Genomic DNA, 18,294 nt, shown 5'->3' with positions numbered 1-18,294 from the left:
AGTGAAGCCCTCTCCCATCGGCAGAGGGGTTGGGGTGAGGGTACGGTGCGCAGTGAGCGCCCTCGCCGGTGCCGCGCCAGCGGTCCGCGCCGCTCAGCCGGCGGCGAGCAACGCCGCCAGCAGCGCCGCCAGCAGCAGGGCGGCGCCGGCCAGCAGCCGCGGCCGCAGCCGGCGCCGCGGCTGGCGCTCGATCGCGTTGGCGCCGGCCCGGCGCAGCAGGCCGTGGGCGAAGCCGTGGCGGTCCATGCTGCGGTCGCAGGCGTCCATGCAGGCGCCGCAGGCGGTGCAGGCGTAGTGCGGGCCGTTGCGCAGGTCGATGCGCGCGGGGCAGGCGTCCACGCAGGCGCCGCAGTCCACGCAGTCGCCGAGTTGCGCGTCGGTGAACTTGGGCAGGGTGCCGGCGTAGGTGGCCAGCGCGTCGCCGCGCTGGCCGCCCTGGCCGGCGAGCCGGGCGATGCTGGCGCGCAGCGCATAGTCGCGGGCGGTGCCGGCGTCGAGCAGGCGCCGCCCGCGCTGGGCGATGCTGCCCTGGCCGCAGGCGCGCGCGCCGCGCGGTTCGCCGCGCATCGCGTCGTAGCCGATCAGCGGCGTGTCGCGGTCGCACAGCAGCGGCTGCAGCCGCGCATAGGGGCACAGGTAGCGGCACACCTGGCTGCGCAGGAAGCCGGCATTGCCCCAGGTGGCCAGGGCGTAGAACAGCACCCAGAAGCTTTCCCAGCCGCTCCAGGCGAACGGCCGCAGCCGCGCCACCAGGTCGGCGATCGGCGCGAAGTAGCCGACGAAGCTGATCCCGGTCCACAGCGCCAGCGTCGCCCAGACCACATGCCGCGCGGCCGCCGGCCACGCGGCGAAGCGCCGTTCCAGCCAGGCGAAGGCATGGCTCCAGACCGATTGCGGGCAAGCGAAGCCGCACCACACGCGACCGGCCAGGGTGGTCGTCACCATCAATGCGGCGGCTGCGGCGAACAGCGCCAGCAGCAGCCAGCCGACATCGTGCGGCCACAGGGTCAGGCCGAACAGGTCCAGGCGCCGCGCCGGAAGGTCGAAGCGCAGCGCCTGGCGGCCGTCCCAGCGCAGCCACGGCAGCAGGTAGAACGCGGCGAACAGCAGCCACAGGCTGCCGCGGCGCAGGCGCGCGTAGCGGCTGCGCGGCGGCGCCGCCGCGGCGGAGCGGGCGGCGTCCGCGCCCGGCGCGATCGTGCGCGAGGCAATGGCGCGGGGCAGGGGCGTTCGCGTCACGGCAAGAGCTCGTCGTCGGCGCCGTCGTCGGCGCGCGCCGGCGGTCGCAGCAGGAATCCGGTCAGCACGCTGGAGCTCAGCGTGGCCAGCCAGAACATGAAGAAGCCCAGCGTATAGCCGAGTTCGCGGCTCAGCGGGCGGCCGGGGAAGCTGATGTCGCGCAGCGCCAGCGGATCGACCAGGGCGAAGAACAGCACGCTCATCGCGCCGGCGACCAGGAAGCTGGGCCACAGGATCACGCCCAGCCGCTGCACCAGCGGGCGCGGCGCGGCGGCATCGAGCGGATCGAGCAGGGGGTCGTCGCTGGGCGTCATGACGGGCGGGCTCCATCGCGGAAGGGGAGGTGCGGCATGCGCCTGGGTGGTGCCACGCATGGGCTGGCGCCGCCCACACGCGGTCGCGCCGCCGCTCCCCGTCGGCGTCGGCGCAGGCGCATGCCGCCCATGCAGACTAGGCAGTGCCGCGCGTGGCGACATTGATCCTGATCAAGGCCGGGCCGCGGCGGCGGCGGATACTGGCGCCATCGAGCAGGAGCACCGCCATGCATGACCACATCGCCGCGTTGCCGTTGCCCGGGCCGGACCTGTGCAGCGAAGAGGAAGTGAGCGCGCTGGTGGACGCGTTCTACCGCCGCGTGCGCGCCGACGCCGACCTGGCCGCGGTGTTCGCCGCGCATATCGAGGACTGGGACGCGCACCTGCTGCAGCTGAGCGATTTCTGGTCGGCGATGCTGCGCGGCACCCGCCGCTTCCGTGGCGCGCCGATGCCCAAGCACATGGCCATGCGCGAACTCAGCGACGTCCTGTTCCAGCGCTGGCTGGGCCTGTTCCGCGCCACCACCGCCGAACTGGACAATGCGCCGATGCGCCTGTTGGCCGACGACATCGCCGCGCGCATCGCCGACACCTTCTGGCGCCGCCACCAGATGAGCTGGCGGCCGTTCGAGCCGGCGACGCCGTTGTCGCCTGTCGAGTGACGCAGCGGATCGATCCAGCGGATTGATCCAGGTCAAAGCGGCCTGCCGCCGCGCCGCGCATGCTGGCCGCCATGGACATCCTGACCGCCTCCGATCCCGCCGCCACCTGGACCTTCGACGCCGAGCTGCTGCGCCGCTACGACCGTCCCGGCCCGCGCTACACCTCGTATCCGACCGCGCCGCATTTCCAGGCCGGCTTCGGCCCGGCGCAGCTGTTCGCGGCGGTGCAGGCCAGCGATCCGGCGCGGCCGCTGTCGCTGTACGTGCACGTGCCGTTCTGCCGCAACCCGTGTTTCTACTGCGGCTGCAACCGGGTCATCACCCGCGACACCGGCAAGGGCCGGGCCTACGTGCAGCGGGTGCTGCGCGAGGCGGCGATGATGGCCGCCTGCCTGGACACCGAGCGCGAGGTGGTGCAGTTGCACCTGGGCGGCGGCACGCCGAATTTCCTGGCGCCGGACCTGCTCGGCGAGCTGCTGCAGGGCCTGCGCGCGCTGTTCCGCTTCAGCGAGGCGCCGGATCGCGACATCTCGATCGAACTGGACCCGCGCACGGTGACGCCACAGGACATCGCCGCGCTGGCGGCGCTGGGGTTCAACCGCGCCAGCCTGGGCATCCAGGATTTCGATCCGCTGGTGCAGCAGGCGATCAATCGCCGCCAGGGCGTGGCCGAGACGCTGGACATCCTGCGCGCCTGTCGCGTGCAGGGCATGCGTTCGGTCAACGTGGACCTGATCTACGGCCTGCCGCGGCAGACCCTGGCCGGCTTCGAGCGCACCCTGGACACGGTGATCGCGGCGCGCCCGGACCGCCTGGCGGTCTACGGCTATGCGCACATGCCGCAGTTGTTCAAGGCGCAGCGGCGCATCGCCGATGCGGAGCTGCCCGACGCCGAGCACAAGCTCGCGCTGCTCGGATTGGCGGTGCGCAAGCTGTCGGCGGCCGGCTACCAGTACATCGGCATGGACCATTTCGCGTTGCCGCACGAAGACCTGGCGCGCGCGCAGCGCCAGGGCGGGCTGCACCGCAATTTCATGGGCTACACCACGCATGCCGATACCGACCTGCTCGGCCTGGGCGTCAGCGCGATCAGTCGCATCGGCGACAGCTACAGCCAGAACCAGCGCGAACTGCCGGCCTGGGAGGCGGCGGTGGACGCCGGCGACAGCCCGGTGCTGCGCGGCCTGCAGCTCAGCGCCGACGATGCGCTGCGCGCGGAGCTGATCCAGCAGCTGATGTGCCAGGGCCGCGCCGATGTGGCGGCGCTGGCGCAGCGCCATGGCATCGACTTCGCCAGCTATTTCGACGAGGAGCTGCAGGCGCTGGCGCCGCTGTGCGCCGACGGCCTGGCCGACTACCGCGACGGCACGATCCAGGCCACCGCGCGCGGGCGCCCGCTGTTGCGCCTGATCGCGATGTGCTTCGACCGCTATCTGCGCCAGCCGGCGCAACCGGCGCGCTATTCGCGGGCGATCTGAGCGCCGCGCGGAGTCACCAGGTTCACCGTTGCCGAATGGCATCCCCGGCGCCGTCGTGGCGGCGACGCCGGGGTTCTTTTCGGCGGCCGCGCAGGAGCCTGCTGCCCGCGCCGCGGTTCACAAGCGGGCTGCAATCAGGCACGCTAGCGGCACCAGGCCCGGATGGCGAAACTGGTAGACGCATCGGACTTAAAATCCGCCGGGGGCGACCCCATGCCGGTTCGATTCCGGCTCCGGGCACCAGTGGCGTCGTTGACGCCGGGAATGGGGAATGGAGAGCAGGGAATGGGGAAAGGCGGGTCGGCTTCCGCGCATTTCCCTGAGCGCACGCGCGTGATGCCGCAGCTGTAGCGTGCGCCGACATGGCGCATCTTCGCGGGCTGCGCCGATCTGCATGAAGCACGAAGTCATTGGACCGGCGCCGGCTGGGCATCGCTGGAGCCTTCGCTCGTTGCGCCAACGGCAAGCTCCTTATCCAGCCAGCGCGCCACCTGCTGCAGCAGGTCGCGTTGCAGATCGCGCTCTTCCGGCCAGTGCGTGCTGCGCGGGTAGGTCACCATCTGCACCGGCGTGCCGTTGGTTTTCAGCGCCTGGTACAGCATCTGCCCTTGCGCCAGCGGCACGCGCTGGTCCTGTTCGCCGTGCAGGATCAGCACCGGCATGCGCACGCGTTCGGCGTAGCGCAGCGGCGAGCGCTCGTCCAGCATGGCGCGTGCGGCCAGGGCGTCGCGTCCGAAATAGCCGGGCAGGAAATCGTGCACGTCGGTGGTCAGCGCCATGCTGTACAGGTCGGTGACGCCGGCGCCGACGATGGCGGTGCGGAAGCGCCGCTGCGGGTCGTGGGTCGCGGCCCACGCCGCCAGGTAGCCGCCGTAGCTCCAGCCGCCGATGGCCACGCGCGCGGGATCGGCGATGCGCTGGGCCACGATCGCGTCCAGGCCGTCGAGCACGTCCTGGTAGTCGCCGCCGCCCCAGTCGTTGTTGGCCGCCTCGGTGAAGGCGGCGCCCTGGCCTTCGGAGCCGCGCGGATTCGGCAGCAGCACGGCGTACCCATGCGAGGCCAGCAGCTGCGCCCAATCGTGCCAGGAGCCGAGCCAGCCGGACCACCATGCCCAGGCCGGCCCGCCGTGGATCTGCAGCAGCGTCGGCAATGGCGTGCCCGGTTTCCAGCCCGGCGGCAGCACCAGCACGCCGTCGATGCGGCGCCCATCGCGCGAGCTGCGCCAGCTCAGTTCGCGCAATGTGCCCAGCGCCCATTGCCGGACCTGCGGATTGCTGTCGGTGAGCGCGTGCGTGCGGCCGTCGCGCAGCAGCCAGATGTCCGCCGGGGCCGTCGGCGTTTCGCCGAGGAAGGCGACACCGCCGTCGCGGGCGAGGGTGAACGCGGCCCAGGCCGCATGCGTGGCGGCCAGCGTGCGCGCCTTGCCGCTGCCGGCGTCGACCTGCAGGAATTCGGCGCGCAGCCCGCGCTGGCCTTCGACCACGATGTGCGCAGCGTCGCGCCATTGCGCATGCCACAGCGTGCCGTCCCAGTCCGGCGCCAGGCGCACCCGGCGATCGTCGGCCAGGCGGTGCGCGAGCAGGGTCGAGGTCATCTTGCCCCGGCTCAGCGCCGCGTACAGCAGCTGGCTGCCGTCGGGCGACCAGCGCGGCGGCTGCGCGCCCACGTCGGTGGCGACCACGCGCAGCAGGTGGCCGTCGGCGGCATCCACCAGCAGCAGCCGCGAGCGGTTCCAGTAGCCGTTGAAACCGGGGGCGTCGGCCACGCGCAAGGCCAGCTTGGTGCCGTCCGGCGACCAGGCCAGTTGCGAGACCTGCAGGCCGGGCGCGCTCAGCGCGCGCGGCGCGCCGTCGGGCAGGTCGCGGACCCAGACCCGGTCGTAGGCGAGGTCGTGGTCCACCTGCTGCGCATCGTCCTTGCGCTGCAGGCGCGCCTTGCGCTCGGCGGACGGCGGATCGGTGGCGATCCAGGCCAGGCGCCTGCCGTCCGGCGACCAGGCGAAGGCGCTGACCGGACCGGCGGCCGCGGTCAGCTGTTGCGGCGCGCCGCCAGCGCGGGCGATGCGCCAGACCTGCATGCTCGGCGCGTCGGCATCCGCCGCCGCGTCGCCGGGAGCGCAGGCGGGGCGCGGGTCCTGGGTCTTGCCGCGATCGGACAGGAAGCCGATCCAGGCGCCGTCCGGCGACCAGCGCGGAGCCGTTTCGCCGGCCTCGGAGGTCCCGGCGTCGGTCAATGCATGCGCGGAGGCCGCGCCGGCGGCTGTGTCCACAAGCCACAGCCGCGACAGCGGCGGCTTGCCTTTGTCGCGCGGGGTCTTCAGCACGTAGGCGACCTGGTGGCCATCGGCGGAAATCTGCGGATCGTCCAGATGGCGCAGGTCGACGATGTCGTCGGCGCTGATCGGACGCAAGCCCGCCGCCGGCGTGGCGACGCTCCATGCCGACACCAGCAATGCGGCGCACAACCGCCATGGCAACAACGTTCGGGTCATAGCGGGACATCTCTTCGAAGAATGCCGCCGTGGGACGCGCGGCGGCATGTGCGCGGCCGGTGGCGGCCGCGCAGGATGGCAAACGCAAGCTGCGGATGCCGGCTCAGAAATCGATCTTGACGTTGGCCGCGTAGGTGCGCGGCGCGCCGATCGCGAACTCGTAGTAGCCCCCTTGCCAGTAGTCGCGGTCGAACAGATTCTGCACCTCGGCGCGCAAGGTGACGGGGCGGCCGCCGATCCGGGTCTGGTAACCGGCACCGGCGTTGACCACGGCATAGCCCTTGGCATAGACGGTGGTCTGCTGCGCGGTATTGTTGTAGATCGCGGTGCGCCCGTACCACTTCAGGTCCGAATGCAGCGCCAGGCCGTCGATGCCGGGCACCTGATAGTCGGCATCCAGGGTCGCGGTCAGCCTGGCAGTGCCTTCCAGTTGCTTGTCCACCAGCCAGGCGGTGCTGGTCTGCTGGTAGTAGGCGTCGAGCAGCAGCAGCGATGCGCCGAGGCCCAGCCGTGCGCTGGCCTGCACGCGGCCTTCCAGCTCCAGCCCGTCGTAGCGCAGGTTGCCGTTCTGCACGTAGACGTTGGCGGCATTGGCGTATTCGGCGCCGCGGTCGATCCGGAACAGCGCCGCCGCCGCCTGCCAGCCCGGCTTTTCGATCTTGTAGCCGAGCTCGTACTGCTTGCTCTGCAGCGGATCCAGCTGCGCGCCGGCATTGGCGAAGCTGTTGCCGACGCTGCTGCCCTGTTCCAGCGACTTCACGTAGCTGGCGTAGATCGTGGAGTCGGCGGCGGGCTTGAACAGCAGCGCCACGGTCGGCGTCCACACCGGTTTCTTGTAGATGTCGGTGACCTCGCCGGTGCCCCAGGCGTGGTTGGTCTGGGTATAGTCGGTGAAGCGCGCGCCGAGCAGCAGCGACCAGTGCGGCGAGAAGGTCAGGGTGTCGCTGGCGAAGCCGGCCAGCTGCTTGACGTCCGAATAGCGGAACAGCGCCAGGTTGTCGGAACTGGGATTCCAGGCGAAGCGCACCGGCACCGACAGGTAGCCCGAGCCGATCACGTCCCAGGAACTCAGGTTGCCGTTGCCCAGGTCCTGCGCCATTTCCTGCCAGGACGCACCGACCACGACCTTGTGGCCGACCGCGCCGGTGGCGAAGCCGCCTTGCAGCATCGCCTGCGCGTACTTGAAGGTCCACAGGTCCAGGCCGTTGAACACCCAGTCGTCGTAGTAGTCGTCGGCGCCGTCCAGTTCGAAGTATTCCTGGCGCAGCCGGTAATCGTTCTTCAGGTAGCCCAGCGACAGCGTCGCCTTCCAGTCGGGCGAAATCTCCCAGGCCAGGCCGGTGGAGAGCATGCTGAACTTGTCGTGGTTGAGCGTGGCCGGCGAGGAATAGTTGGTGTTGCCGCTGATGCCGTCGGGCAGGTACTTGAGCGGGTAGCTCCAGGGATAGAAGTAGGGCGTGGGCGCATCGATCTGCTTGTCCTGGTACAGCAGGTCCGCGGTCCAGGTCACCGCCGGGGTCAGCTTGCCGACCAGCGACAGCGCGAACGCATTGCGGTCGACGTGGCCGCCCGAATAGAAGTTGCCGGCCTCGTGCACGGCATTCATGCGATAGCCGAAATCCTTGTCCTGCCCGAGCCAGCCGCCCACATCGACGTGTTCGCTGACGACGCTGTCGGAGCGGTAGCCCACGTCGAGGCTGGCGATGTCGCCGCCGTCGGCAGGCGGCTTCTTGGTGATGTAGTTGACGATGCCGCCGGGCTGGCCGAACCCGTACATGAAGCCGCTGGCGCCCTTGAGCAGCTGCACCTGTTCCATCGCCTCCAGCGGCAGGTTGACGCCGAACAGCGCGGTCGGCTGGCCGTTGACCTTCATGCTGTCCTCGAAGCTCAACGGCAGGCCGCGCACGATCAGCCGCGAGGCCCAGCCGTTGTAGTCGCTGCCGGCGCTGCGGCTGACGCTGGCGTCGCGCGAAAACACGTCCATCAGCGATTTGGCCTGGCGCGTTTCCAGTTGTTCCGCGTCCACCGTGCTGACCGAGAACGGCGTGTCCAGGTCGGATGTGTCGCCGAGCGCGCCGTTTTGCACCTGCTGTTTCTGTTTCTTGGCGGTGACCTCGACGCTGTTGAGATCGGTCACCTGGGTGCCGTCGTCCTCCGCGGCGAGCGCATGTTGCGCCAGCAACGCCAGCGCCAGGGCGACGGAGAGCCGGCTGGACACCGCGGCGCGGCGGGGCAGGGCGTGGGAAACGGCACGGACGGGTATGGCGATCATGGCGGTCGAACCTCGCGAAAGTGGCTAGGCGAATGCCTCCACGCCGGGTCCGGCGAGCGTCGGCATACCGGCGCCCACGCACTGACTGCGCCGGTCCAGGCGATGACGACGATCCAGCGAGCGGAAGGCAGCAGCGGAGGCCGGGCAGGATGGATCCCGCTCCGGCAGTGCAAGGCGGGCCTGTCCCCGGCCGGAAAGCGCATCCCCACTTTCTCTGCCTTGCCGTGATCCTATGTAGCGCGGCGCCGCGCTTGCGGCAATGCAGCATTTCTAGCGAATCCAATAGCCAGGCTGATAGATCTTGCTCACCGATTCCGCAGGGCCTCCAGCGCGCGCTGCTGGGTGCGGTGCATGCTGCCGATCAGCCACTGGGTGAAGCGTGCCGCCGAGCTGCCTTCCCGGGCCGGCAGCAGCGACATCAGCCGGTAGTGCGCACTGGGCACCGGCGGCCGATCCAGCGCCGGCACCAGCAGGCCGGAATCGATCAGCCGCTGGATCCCGACCGAGCGCGCCATCGCCAGGCCGTCGCCGTAGATCGCCGCCTGGTAGGCCAGGTAGGCCAGGTTGAAATGGCGCTCGGCGGTGATCCGCCAGCGCGGTTTCTCGGCCACGTGCTCCAGCCACTCGCGCCACTCCGCGCCGGCCAGTTCGCCTTCCAGCCAGACCGCGTCGTCGTGCATCAGCAGCACGTCGCGCACCTGCGCCGCTTGCGCGTCCAGGCGTTGCCGTGTCGCCGGCGAGCACACCGGGAAGATCGTCTCGGCGAATTCGGCCAGCTGGCACAGGCCGGCGATCGGCGCATGCGAATAGCCGATCACCACGTCCACGCGCTGCTCTTCCATCCAGTACGCATGCGGCGCCACCATCTCCGCGCGCACATGCAGCTCGATGCCCTGGCATTCGCGATAGAAGTCCGGCAGGTGCGGCATCAGCCATTCGATCGCCAGCGACGGTGGGCACACCACCACCAGCGCGCCGCCCTGCGAACGGGCGATGCGCGACAGCGCGTCGTTGAGTCCGGCCGAGGCGCCGTTGACCGCGCCCAGCAGGGTCATGCCGGACGGGGTCAGCGCGATCCTGCGCTGGCTGCGCCGGAACAGTTCGGTGCCCAGCCGCGCTTCCAGCCGCAACACGCGCTGGCTGACCGCGCCCTGGGTGACGTTCAGCGCCGCTGCCGCGCCGGTGATGCTGCCGTGACGGGCGGCGGCCCGGAACACCCACAGGTCCGAGAGCAATTGCGCGTCCAGGCGGAACGCGTCCTGCTCGGCGCAGGACGCAAGCATGGCGTCTTTCATTGATAGGCCCCCGATACGGCCGATGAGCCCCCCCTGATGCGAATCTAGCCTTGCCCCTGGCCGGATGTGTGTCAAGGCTGCAATGCGGCCACTGCCGCCGGGGTGGATGATGCGCAATCGATTCGCCGTTGCTGACCGGGTAGCCCTTGTGGCAGTGCGCGGCGGCCGCCCCGATTCGCGACTCGGACGCTACGCGTTGACCTTGATGACCAGCTTTCCGAATGGCCCGTGTTTGAGGTGCTTGAACGCTGCCTGCGCTTCGGCGAACGAAAACACCTGGTCGATCACCGGCTTGATGCGGTGCCGGTCGATGGCCTGATTCATTTCCTCGAATGCGCGCCGGTGTCCAACGGAAACACCTCGCAAGGTGGCGCGCCGGAGCATCAGCGGAATGGCCGGCATGCGCAGCTCGGTGTCGTCCAGGAAGCCCATCTGCAGGATATGCCCGGACCCGGCCAGGGCTTCGACGGACTGGCGCAGATTGTCCCCGCCCATCAGTTCCAGCACCTGATCAACGCCATGGCCATCCGTCAGTTCGAGCGCTGCTTGCGCCCAGGCCGGAATGCGGCTGGTGTTGATGCCGGCCCAAGCGCCAAGCGTTTTTGCACGGGCCAGCTTGTCGTCGCTGCGTGAGGTCACGATCACGCGCGCTCCCAGCGCATGGGCGAACTGCAGGCCGAACAACGACACGCCGCCGGTGCCCTGAACCAGCACCGTCTGTCCCTTGCGCAGGCGTCCTGCTTCCACCAGCGCGAACCATGCGGTGAGGGCTGCGACGGGCAGGGTGGAGGCCTCTTCATTCGACAGGGACAACGGCGCCGCTACCGCCGCCTCCTCGGGAAGCACGACATATTCTGCAAGCATGCCTGGCAGCGGGCCGCCCAGGGACAAGCCTTGCTCGAGCATCGCCCGCGGCGGCTTGCCATCGAGCCACTGCGTCCAGAAGTTCCCCATGACCCGGTCGCCGATCCTGAAACGGCTTGTCTTCGAACCCAGCTCGACCACTTCCCCGGCCATGTCGGAAACCGGGACGAATGGCATTCGCGGCCGCTCCGGCAACAGTTCGCCGTTGACCACCAGCGTGTCCCGGTAGTTCAGCGAGACCGCCGCGACCTTGACCAGAACTTCATCGGGGCCAGGGCGCGGTAACGGCCGCTGCGCCAGTTCCAGGTTTTCCATCCCAAAGGTCGGCAATTGCCAGGCCTTCATGAATTCGGCCGCCATCTTCATTCTCCTGTGCACGTCGCCCAATCGCGACGGCCCAGCTTATCGGCGAGGAAAACGTGCTGGTTGCGAATAATTTCGCATAGATTGGCCACTTAAATTCTTCAATTGGCGCCAGCATGACGAGTTACAGCGCATCCCGCCTGCAAGGCATCACCGTCTTTGTCCAGGCAGTGGAGGCCGGCAGTTTCACCGCGGCCGCGAGGAGAATCGGTCTTTCCAAATCGGCAGTGGGCAAGGGCGTGGCGACACTGGAGGAGCGATTGGGCGTGCGCCTGCTCGACCGAACCACACGTCGGCTTGCGCTGACTGCGGCGGGTGCTGACTTCCATCAAAGCTGCCTGCGCGTGCTCGCCGAACTGGACGAGGCCGAGTCGCGGGCCGCCTCGCGCCGCAGAGAGGTGTCGGGAACCCTGCGCATCAGCCTGCCGGTGACGTTCGGGAGACGCTGGGTCATGCCCGTGCTGCGCGACCTCGTTCGGCAGCACCCGAAGCTCGCGCTGGACGTTGCGTTTTCGGACCGCGCAGTCGATCTGCTGGAAGAGAACGTCGATCTGGTGGTGCGCTTGGGAGAGCCAGGCAACAGCGGCTCTCTTTCGGCGCGCTACCTTGGGCTTCAAAGAACAGTCACCTGCGGCTCGCCTGCCTACTTCGCAGAAAACGGACATCCAACATCCGTCGGCGATCTTGCACGTCACGACTGCATCGCTTTCGGACGAGGTGGCGACATGGTGCCGTGGCAACTGCTGGATGGCGAGGGACGTGCGGTGAACGTCAAGATCAAGGGGCGTCACACCATTAGCGATGGAGACGCGTTGCGCGCGGCTGTGCTCGATGGCATGGGCATCGGTCAGCTTCCTACCTGGCTGGTGGCCGATGAACTGAGGAGCGGCGCCCTCCAGACGGTTTTCGCTTCGCGAGGGGTCGAAGGTTCTCCGATCCACGCGCTGTGGCCGGCAACGCGGGACTTGGCGCCCAAGATCAGGGCGGTCGTCGATGAACTCATGCGGGCGTTCATGCCCGTCCCGCCCTGGGACAAGAATTTGGCCTGAATCGGGCGCAAAGAGTCCGATCTGCAGAGCGCCATTCGGCCGTGCAGGGCCGCAGCGACAGCAGCTGGCCGTGGGTCCCGCCACCGGCGGATGTGTGCCGAGGCTGCAATGCGGCGTCTTCTGCCGCATCGGTCAGGCGCAGGCCCGGTGTCCGCCGGGATCGCAGGGTGGTTCGCCGCCGCCGCATGCCGGAGGGCACGCCGTCCGGCTGCGCGCTGCCGATCGGCGCTGTCGGCATACGGAAAGGAGCACGAAAGACAGCCCGCCTAGGCTCTGCCCGAATTAGCCGGAGAGCCGCCTTGCGCGCCCAGTGGAAGATTCTTTGCGATTTCGACGGTACCGTGTCGCTGCAGGACGTGACCGATACCTTGCTCGAGCGTCTCGGTCAGCCCGGCTGGCGCGCGCTGGAAGACGATTGGGTGGCCGGGCGCATCGGTGCGCGCGAGTGCATGAGCGGCCAGGTGGCGCTGCTGGACGGCGACGTCGACGCGCTGCACCGGGTGCTCGACGAGGTCCGCATCGATCCGGCGTTCGTGCGCTTCGTCGATCTGGCGCGCGACCTGGGCATGCCGCTGAGCATCGTCAGCGACGGCCTGGACTACCCGATCGCGCGGATCCTGGCGCGGCACGGCCTGCATCAGCTGCCGATCATCGCCAACCGCCTGCTGCGCACCGACGCCGGGCAATGGCGCATGGCCTCGCCGCACGCGCAGCCTGGCTGCGCCAGCGGCACCTGCAAGTGCGCGGTGATGGCGCAGCAGGAACCGGCGCGCTCCACCTTGCTGATCGGCGACGGCCGCTCCGATTTCTGCGTGGCCGGCAAGGCCGATCTGGTCTTCGCCAAGGACGGCCTTTTACGCCATTGCCGCGCCAGCGGCATCGCCCACCACGCGATCGGCGGGTTCGACGACGCCATCGCCCTGCTGCACGACCTCGCCGCGCCTGCCGTCGTCAGCGCCCGCTTTCCACTCCCCGTTCCCCAACGAGCCTGATCCCCATGAATCGGAATGTTCCGCTCCCCACCGCGCTTGCGCCGCTGCACGGCGGTCTCGACCTGCTCGACGCCGCGCCCGACCCGGACGCGCTGCTGCGCGCCGGCCCGGCCTACCATGCCGCGCTCGGCGATGCGCAGATGCTGGCCGACGAGGCCGAATACTGCTCGTTCGGCGACACCGTGCACTACAGCGAACCGCCGCGGATCTTCGCCCACTGCGACGGCAGCTACCTGTACGACACCGAAGACGTGCCGTACCTGGACCTGCAGATGTGGTATTCGGCGGTCAACTTCGGCTACGCCAATCCGCGCCTGAACGGCGCGTTGAAGCGGCAGATCGACACGCTGCCGCAGGTCGCCAGCCAGTACCTGCACCCGACCAAGATCGAACTGGCCAAGACCATCGCGGTGGACGCCGAGCGCAAGTGGGGCCGCAAGGGCCGCGTGCACTTCAACGTCGGCGGCGCGCAGTCGGTGGAGGATTCGCTGAAGCTGGTGCGCAACGCCACGGGCGGCAAGAGCCTGATGTTCGCCTTCGAGGGCGGCTACCACGGCCGCACCCTGGGCGCCTCGGCGATCACCTCCTCGTACCGCTACCGGCGCCGCTTCGGCCATTTCGACCGCGCCCAGTTCATCGAATTCCCGTACCACTTCCGCGGCCCCAAGGGCATTTCCAAGGAAGAGTACGGCGAGCAGTGCGTGGCCAAGTTCGAGCGCCTGTTCGAGACCGAGTACAACGGCGTGTGGGATCCCAAGGCCGGGCAGTGCGAGTACGCCGCGTTCTACGTCGAGCCGATCCAGGGCACCGGCGGCTACGTGATCCCGCCGCCGAACTTCTTCACCGGCTTGAAGAAGGTGCTCGACAAGTACGGCATCCTGCTGGTGGTGGACGAGATCCAGATGGGCTTCTTCCGCACCGGCAAGCTGTGGGCGATCGAGCATTTCGGGGTGACCCCGGACGTGCTGGTGTTCGGCAAGGCGCTGACCAACGGGCTCAACCCGCTGGCCGGGATCTGGGCGCGCGAGGAGCTGATCAACCCGACCGTGTTCCCGCCGGGGTCGACCCATTCCACCTTCGCCTCCAATCCGCTCGGCACCGCGGTGGGCCTGGAGACCATGCGCATGCTGGCCGAGACCGACTACGAGTCGATGGTCATGGCCAAGGGCGCGCACTTCCTCGACGGCCTGCGCGACCTGCAGAAGCGCCATCCGGAAATCGGCGACGTCGATGGCCTGGGCCTGGCGCTGCGCGCGGAGATCTGCCAGGCGGACGGCTTCACCCCGAACCGCAAGCTGCTCGACACGATGGTGGACATGGGCCTGGAGGGCGAGCTGCGCCACAACGGCAAGCGCATCGGCCTGGTGCTGGACGTGGGCGGCTACTACAAGAACGTGATCACCCTGGCGCCGTCGCTGCACATCAGCCACGACGAGATCGATCTGGGCCTGTCGCTGCTGGACCAGTTGCTGACCCGCGCCAAGCGGGTGGCATGAGATGGCGGGAGACAGCGCGTTGGCGCCGCGTTGCCTCCCGTCCGCCGCCGCGGCCTGCGCCTCAGCGCGCCTCGCGCAATGCGAGCACCGCGTTGAGGCCGCCGAAGGCGAAGGAATTGCTGAGCACCGCGCGTACCCGGTGCGCGCGGGCCTGGTTGGGCACGTAGTCCAGGTCGCAGTCCGGATCCGGATCCAGGAAATTCGCGGTCGGCGGCACCGTCTGCTCGCGCAGCGCCCCGATCGCGGCGACCAGTTCCAGCGCGCCGGCGGCGCCCAGCGCATGGCCGTGCACCGCCTTGGTCGAACTCACCGCCAACGCATCGGCATGGTCGCCGAACACCTGCCGGATCGCCTGCGTCTCGCAACGGTCGTTGGCCAGGGTGCCGGTGCCGTGGGCGTTGATGTAGTCGATCTGCTGCGGCTCCAGGCCGGCGTCCTGCAAGGCCAGGCGCATCGCCGCGGCGGCGCCGTCGACGCTGGGCGCGACGATGTCGTGCGCATCGGCGCCCAGGCCGAAGCCGGCCAGTTCGGCCAGCGGCAGCGCGCCGCGCGCAGCCGCATGCGCGGCGCTTTCCAGCACGAACACGCCGGCGCCTTCGCCCAGCACCAGGCCGCTGCGCTGCGCGCAGAACGGCCGGCAGGTGTCGTCGCTGACCACGCGCATCGCTTCCCAGGCGCGGATCAGCGGCACGCTCAGGCAGGCCTCGCTGCCGCCGCTGATGGCCACGTCGGCCAGGCCGTGGCGGATCAGCAGCGCGGCTTGCGCCAGCGCGTGGTTGGCCGAGGCGCAGGCGCTGGAGATGGTGAAGGCCGGGCCGCGCAGGCCGAAGGCGATGCTGATCTGGCTGACCGGGGCATTGTTCATGCTGCGCACGATGGTCAGCGGATGCAGGCGCTCGGCCTGCTCGCGATACAGCCGCCGCGATTGTTCGTCGCGGCTCAATTCGGCGCCGACGCCGGTGCCGAGCACCACCGCGCCGCGGGCGGCGCCGGCGCTGTCCAGCACCAGTCCGGACTGGGCCACGGCCTCGCAGGCCGCGACCAGCGCCATCTGCGTCATCCGGTCCAGCTGGCCCGGCGCGATGCCGCCGAGCTGCGCCGCCTGCGGCGCGAAGCCGGGCAGGGCGGCGGCCAGGCGCATCTTCAGCGTGGCCTGCGGATCGGGCGAGGCCAGCGCGGCGATGCCGCTACGGCCCTCGCACATGCCGCGCCACAGGGCATCGGCACCCAGGCCGAGCGCGCTGACCGCGCCCATCCCGGTGACGACGACGCGGTGTCCCTGCGCCGAGCGGTCCATGCCGGCTCAGTGCGCCGCGGCCAGCGGGGCGGCGGCGGCCTTGGCGGCCAGCGCCTGGTGCACCGCTTCGGTCAGCTTGCCCAGCGAACCGTCGTCCAGGTTCGGATCGCGCTGCGGGAAGGTGATGTCGAAGTGCTCCTCGATGTCGAACAGGATTTCGATCGCCTCGAGCGAATCCACGCCCAGGTCCTGCAGTTTGGTCTCCGGGGTCAGGCCGGCGGGATCGATCTCGCCATGCTTGGCGACGATGCTGTGGATCTGTGTCTCGATAGACGGGGTCATGGCAGTCCTCCGCGAAATGAAAGGCCACCGCGCGGCGAATGCCGCCGGTGGAAGGCATGCCGCAGCCCACGGCGGCGGCATCCATCCTCCACGCTAGCCGGTCAATCTTGCAGATGCCTTTCGTAAGCCAACTCGAACCGCAGGCGCTGCAGCAGCAGTTCCTCGCGCACCCCCCGCAGGATTTCCTGGCGCGGACCCTGGCGCATGGCGTGCCGGCGTTCGACGCCGAGTTCGACCTGCTCACCACCGCCGACCCGGCGCTGCGCGCGCGTGTCGCCGGCTGGCCGCTGCAGCGGCTGTGGCGGCGCTGGCTGCGGCCGCGCACCAGCTTCGTCGGCAGCACCGTCAGCGAATACGCCTGGTTGCCGCGCGCGGCCGACCCGGCGCAGTTGCCCCGCCAGTGGCGGGCGCAGCTGGGGCGCGAGCGTGCGCTGCTGATCGTCAAGGACATCCCGCAGCACTCGCCGCTGCTCGATGCCACCGACAACGCCTGGGCACACGTGTTCCTGGAGGCCTGCGCGCGCAGCGGCTACGTGTTGCTGCGCGGGCAGGCGCTGGCCTGGGTGCCGATCGATTTCGCGTCCACCGACGACTATCTGGCGCGCCTGTCGCGCGGCCGCCGCCGCAATATCCGCCGCAAGCTGCGCTCGCGCGCCGATCTGCAGATCGAGGCGCTGCCGACCGGCGCCGCCTTCGCCGACCCGGCCCTGCGCGCGCACTGCTATGCGCTGTACCTGCAGGTCTACGCGCAGAGCGAGGTGCACTTCGACCTGCTGACCGAAGCGTTCTTCGATGCGCTGCTGACCGACGCCGATTCCGGCGGCCTGGTGTTCACCTACCGCCACCAGGGCCGGCTGATCGGCTGGAACCTGTGCTACGTGCACGACGGGCGGCTGCTGGACAAGTACATCGGCCTGCACTATCCGGATGCGCGCGAGCACAACCTGTACGCGCTGAGCTGGATGCACAACCTGGACTACGCCTGCTGCCATGGCCTGCGCGCCTACGTCGCCGGCTGGACCGACCCGGAAGTGAAGGCGCAACTCGGCGCCAGCTTCACCTACACCTGGCATGCGGTGTACCTGCGCAATCCGCTGCTGCGCATCGTGCTGCGGCGGCTGCGGCCGCTGTTCGAAGCCGACGACGTCGGCGCTGCAGACCCGGACGCCGACGCGGCGGAATGACATGAGCGCACCGGTACTGCTGGACCTGGATGGATCGCTCGGCACGGTGCCGGGCGCGTTGCGCCTGCCGCTGCAGGCGTGGTGCGACGGGCTGCGCTTCGCCTGTTCGCTGCGCCGGCTACGGCGCTTCGGCACCGTCCTCGGCGGCGTGCTGCCGGCGCAGCACGGCACCGTGCTGCTGGGCAGCGGCGATTTTCACCACCTGAGCCTGCCGCTGATCGTGCGCCAGGCGCAGCGCGCGCAGGCGCCGCTGCGCGTGGTGGTGTTCGACAACCACCCGGACAACATGCGCTTTCCGTTCGCGGTGCATTGCGGCTCGTGGGTGTGGCGGGTCGCGGCGTTGCCGCAGGTGGCGCGGGTGGAAGTGGTCGGCATCACCTCCGGCGATGTCGGCGCCGCGCACGCCTGGGAAAACCATCTGCGTCCGCTGTACCGCGGCAAGCTGCGCTACTGGTGCAGCGGCGTGGACGTCGGCTGGGCGCGGCGCCTGGGACTGGGCCGCGCGGTGCGCGGCTTCGCTTCGAGCATGGACATGATCGACGCCTTCCTGCAGCAGCTGCGCAGCACGCCGATGCCGACCTATCTGTCGCTGGACAAGGACGTGCTGGATCCGGATGAGGTGCGCACCAACTGGGACCAGGGCGAACTGCGCGTGCCGCACCTGCTCACCGCCATCGCCTATCTGCACGGACAACTGCTCGGCAGTGACATCACCGGCGAGGTGTCGCAAGCGCGCTATCCGCAATGGTGGAAGCGGCGCCTGGCGGCGCTGGATGCGCAACCGGCGCCGTCGCCGCAATCGCTGTCGGAATGGCAGGCGCGGCAGCACCAGGTGAACCTGCGGCTGCTGCAGGCGCTGGCCGAGGCGGGGTTGCGGCGGTAGCCGCCACGACCGGGGTCTTTGCAGTCGTCCAGATGTTGTCGGAGCGACTTCAGTCGCGACGGGCTTTACTCACCGGCCTTCCGCAATCGGCGGTCCCAGGTCCGGGACTCGCTGTCACCGTGTTTGCCATGC

The 18,294-nt window shown here is 69.7% G+C and carries 15 protein-coding genes and 1 tRNA gene; 8 read left to right on the top strand and 8 right to left on the bottom strand.

Going from position 1 to position 18,294, the window contains the following annotated elements:
- Window positions 1–93: 93 nt before the first annotated feature.
- Together NRY95_13095 and NRY95_13090 are read right to left on the bottom strand one after the other, a co-directional pair.
- Complete coding sequence (locus NRY95_13095) at window positions 94–1,239, bottom strand: 4Fe-4S binding protein (protein ID UYC14679.1); 1,146 nt, start codon at window positions 1,237–1,239, stop codon at window positions 94–96.
- Window positions 1,236–1,553, bottom strand: a complete 318-nt coding sequence (locus tag NRY95_13090; GenBank protein UYC14678.1) for a hypothetical protein — start codon at window positions 1,551–1,553, stop codon at window positions 1,236–1,238. Before NRY95_13090 ends, NRY95_13095 begins: the two co-directional genes overlap by 4 nt.
- Before the next feature lie 227 nt (window positions 1,554–1,780).
- On the opposite strand from NRY95_13090, the gene NRY95_13085 reads away from it, so the two are divergent.
- The 3 genes from NRY95_13085 to NRY95_13075 all read left to right on the top strand — a co-directional run bounded on the left by NRY95_13085 (window position 1,781) and on the right by NRY95_13075 (window position 3,936).
- Window positions 1,781–2,215 (top strand): group III truncated hemoglobin, encoded by a 435-nt coding sequence (locus tag NRY95_13085; protein UYC14677.1) that lies wholly within the window; start codon window positions 1,781–1,783, stop codon window positions 2,213–2,215.
- Between the two features lie 71 nt (window positions 2,216–2,286).
- Entirely contained in the window at window positions 2,287–3,693 is a 1,407-nt protein-coding gene (gene hemN, locus NRY95_13080) for an oxygen-independent coproporphyrinogen III oxidase (GenBank protein ID UYC14676.1), read from the top strand.
- Window positions 3,694–3,849: 156 nt separating this feature from the next.
- Window positions 3,850–3,936: transfer RNA gene (locus NRY95_13075), tRNA-Leu, on the top strand.
- 164 nt (window positions 3,937–4,100) lie between these two features.
- Here the strand turns inward: NRY95_13075 and NRY95_13070 are convergent.
- The 4 genes from NRY95_13070 to NRY95_13055 form a co-directional block, all read right to left on the bottom strand.
- Window positions 4,101–6,185 carry a S9 family peptidase gene (locus NRY95_13070; protein UYC14675.1) on the bottom strand — a complete coding sequence of 695 codons (2,085 nt, stop codon included), beginning with the start codon at window positions 6,183–6,185 and terminating at the stop codon, window positions 4,101–4,103.
- 103 nt (window positions 6,186–6,288) lie between these two features.
- Window positions 6,289–8,457 (bottom strand): TonB-dependent receptor, encoded by a 2,169-nt coding sequence (locus tag NRY95_13065; protein UYC14674.1) that lies wholly within the window; start codon window positions 8,455–8,457, stop codon window positions 6,289–6,291.
- Window positions 8,458–8,762: 305 nt separating this feature from the next.
- Window positions 8,763–9,740 carry a LysR family transcriptional regulator gene (locus tag NRY95_13060; protein ID UYC14673.1) on the bottom strand — a complete coding sequence of 326 codons (978 nt, stop codon included), beginning with the start codon at window positions 9,738–9,740 and terminating at the stop codon, window positions 8,763–8,765.
- 201 nt (window positions 9,741–9,941) lie between these two features.
- Window positions 9,942–10,976, bottom strand: coding sequence for an NAD(P)-dependent alcohol dehydrogenase (locus NRY95_13055; GenBank protein UYC14672.1), 1,035 nt, complete (start codon window positions 10,974–10,976; stop codon window positions 9,942–9,944).
- 119 nt (window positions 10,977–11,095) lie between these two features.
- On the opposite strand from NRY95_13055, the gene NRY95_13050 reads away from it, so the two are divergent.
- The 3 genes from NRY95_13050 (at window position 11,096) to NRY95_13040 (ending at window position 14,516) form a co-directional block, all read left to right on the top strand.
- On the top strand, window positions 11,096–12,028 hold the full coding sequence (locus NRY95_13050) for a LysR family transcriptional regulator (GenBank protein ID UYC14671.1): 933 nt from the start codon (window positions 11,096–11,098) through the stop codon (window positions 12,026–12,028).
- A 299-nt stretch (window positions 12,029–12,327) separates the two neighbouring features.
- A complete protein-coding gene (locus tag NRY95_13045; GenBank protein ID UYC14670.1) occupies window positions 12,328–13,020 on the top strand; it encodes an MtnX-like HAD-IB family phosphatase in 693 nt (230 codons plus the stop codon).
- A gap of 140 nt (window positions 13,021–13,160) precedes the next feature.
- The gene (locus NRY95_13040; protein UYC18584.1) at window positions 13,161–14,516 is read left to right on the top strand and encodes an aminotransferase class III-fold pyridoxal phosphate-dependent enzyme; all 1,356 of its coding nucleotides are present in this window, start codon (window positions 13,161–13,163) and stop codon (window positions 14,514–14,516) included.
- A 61-nt stretch (window positions 14,517–14,577) separates the two neighbouring features.
- Here NRY95_13040 and NRY95_13035 read toward each other — a convergent pair whose 3' ends face one another.
- The gene (locus NRY95_13035) at window positions 14,578–15,813 is read right to left on the bottom strand and encodes a beta-ketoacyl-[acyl-carrier-protein] synthase family protein (GenBank protein ID UYC14669.1); all 1,236 of its coding nucleotides are present in this window, start codon (window positions 15,811–15,813) and stop codon (window positions 14,578–14,580) included.
- Between the two features lie 6 nt (window positions 15,814–15,819).
- Window positions 15,820–16,095, bottom strand: a complete 276-nt coding sequence (locus NRY95_13030) for an acyl carrier protein (GenBank protein ID UYC14668.1) — start codon at window positions 16,093–16,095, stop codon at window positions 15,820–15,822.
- Window positions 16,096–16,208: 113 nt separating this feature from the next.
- Between NRY95_13030 and NRY95_13025 the strand changes: the two genes are divergently transcribed.
- Window positions 16,209–17,279, top strand: a complete 1,071-nt coding sequence (locus NRY95_13025) for a GNAT family N-acetyltransferase (protein ID UYC14667.1) — start codon at window positions 16,209–16,211, stop codon at window positions 17,277–17,279.
- A gap of 1 nt (window position 17,280) precedes the next feature.
- Window positions 17,281–18,162, top strand: a complete 882-nt coding sequence (locus NRY95_13020; protein UYC14666.1) for an arginase family protein — start codon at window positions 17,281–17,283, stop codon at window positions 18,160–18,162.
- The last annotated feature ends 132 nt before the right edge of the window (window positions 18,163–18,294 follow it).

It is taken from the genome of Xanthomonas campestris pv. phormiicola (assembly GCA_025666215.1).
GTDB lineage: Bacteria > Pseudomonadota > Gammaproteobacteria > Xanthomonadales > Xanthomonadaceae > Xanthomonas_A > Xanthomonas_A campestris_A.
This window is presented reverse-complemented; position numbering and strand designations above follow the sequence as displayed.

Coding starts and splice junctions, on each gene's coding strand:
- NRY95_13090 (UYC14678.1), bottom strand. CDS start 1,553: ATGACGCCCAGCGACGACCCCCTGCTCGATCCGCTCGATGCCGCCGCG.
- NRY95_13085 (UYC14677.1), top strand. CDS start 1,781: ATGCATGACCACATCGCCGCGTTGCCGTTGCCCGGGCCGGACCTGTGC.
- hemN (UYC14676.1), top strand. CDS start 2,287: ATGGACATCCTGACCGCCTCCGATCCCGCCGCCACCTGGACCTTCGAC.
- NRY95_13070 (UYC14675.1), bottom strand. CDS start 6,185: ATGACCCGAACGTTGTTGCCATGGCGGTTGTGCGCCGCATTGCTGGTG.
- NRY95_13065 (UYC14674.1), bottom strand. CDS start 8,457: ATGATCGCCATACCCGTCCGTGCCGTTTCCCACGCCCTGCCCCGCCGC.
- NRY95_13060 (UYC14673.1), bottom strand. CDS start 9,740: ATGCTTGCGTCCTGCGCCGAGCAGGACGCGTTCCGCCTGGACGCGCAA.
- NRY95_13055 (UYC14672.1), bottom strand. CDS start 10,976: ATGGCGGCCGAATTCATGAAGGCCTGGCAATTGCCGACCTTTGGGATG.
- NRY95_13050 (UYC14671.1), top strand. CDS start 11,096: ATGACGAGTTACAGCGCATCCCGCCTGCAAGGCATCACCGTCTTTGTC.
- NRY95_13040 (UYC18584.1), top strand. CDS start 13,161: ATGCTGGCCGACGAGGCCGAATACTGCTCGTTCGGCGACACCGTGCAC.
- NRY95_13035 (UYC14669.1), bottom strand. CDS start 15,813: ATGGACCGCTCGGCGCAGGGACACCGCGTCGTCGTCACCGGGATGGGC.
- NRY95_13030 (UYC14668.1), bottom strand. CDS start 16,095: ATGACCCCGTCTATCGAGACACAGATCCACAGCATCGTCGCCAAGCAT.
- NRY95_13025 (UYC14667.1), top strand. CDS start 16,209: ATGCCTTTCGTAAGCCAACTCGAACCGCAGGCGCTGCAGCAGCAGTTC.
- NRY95_13020 (UYC14666.1), top strand. CDS start 17,281: ATGAGCGCACCGGTACTGCTGGACCTGGATGGATCGCTCGGCACGGTG.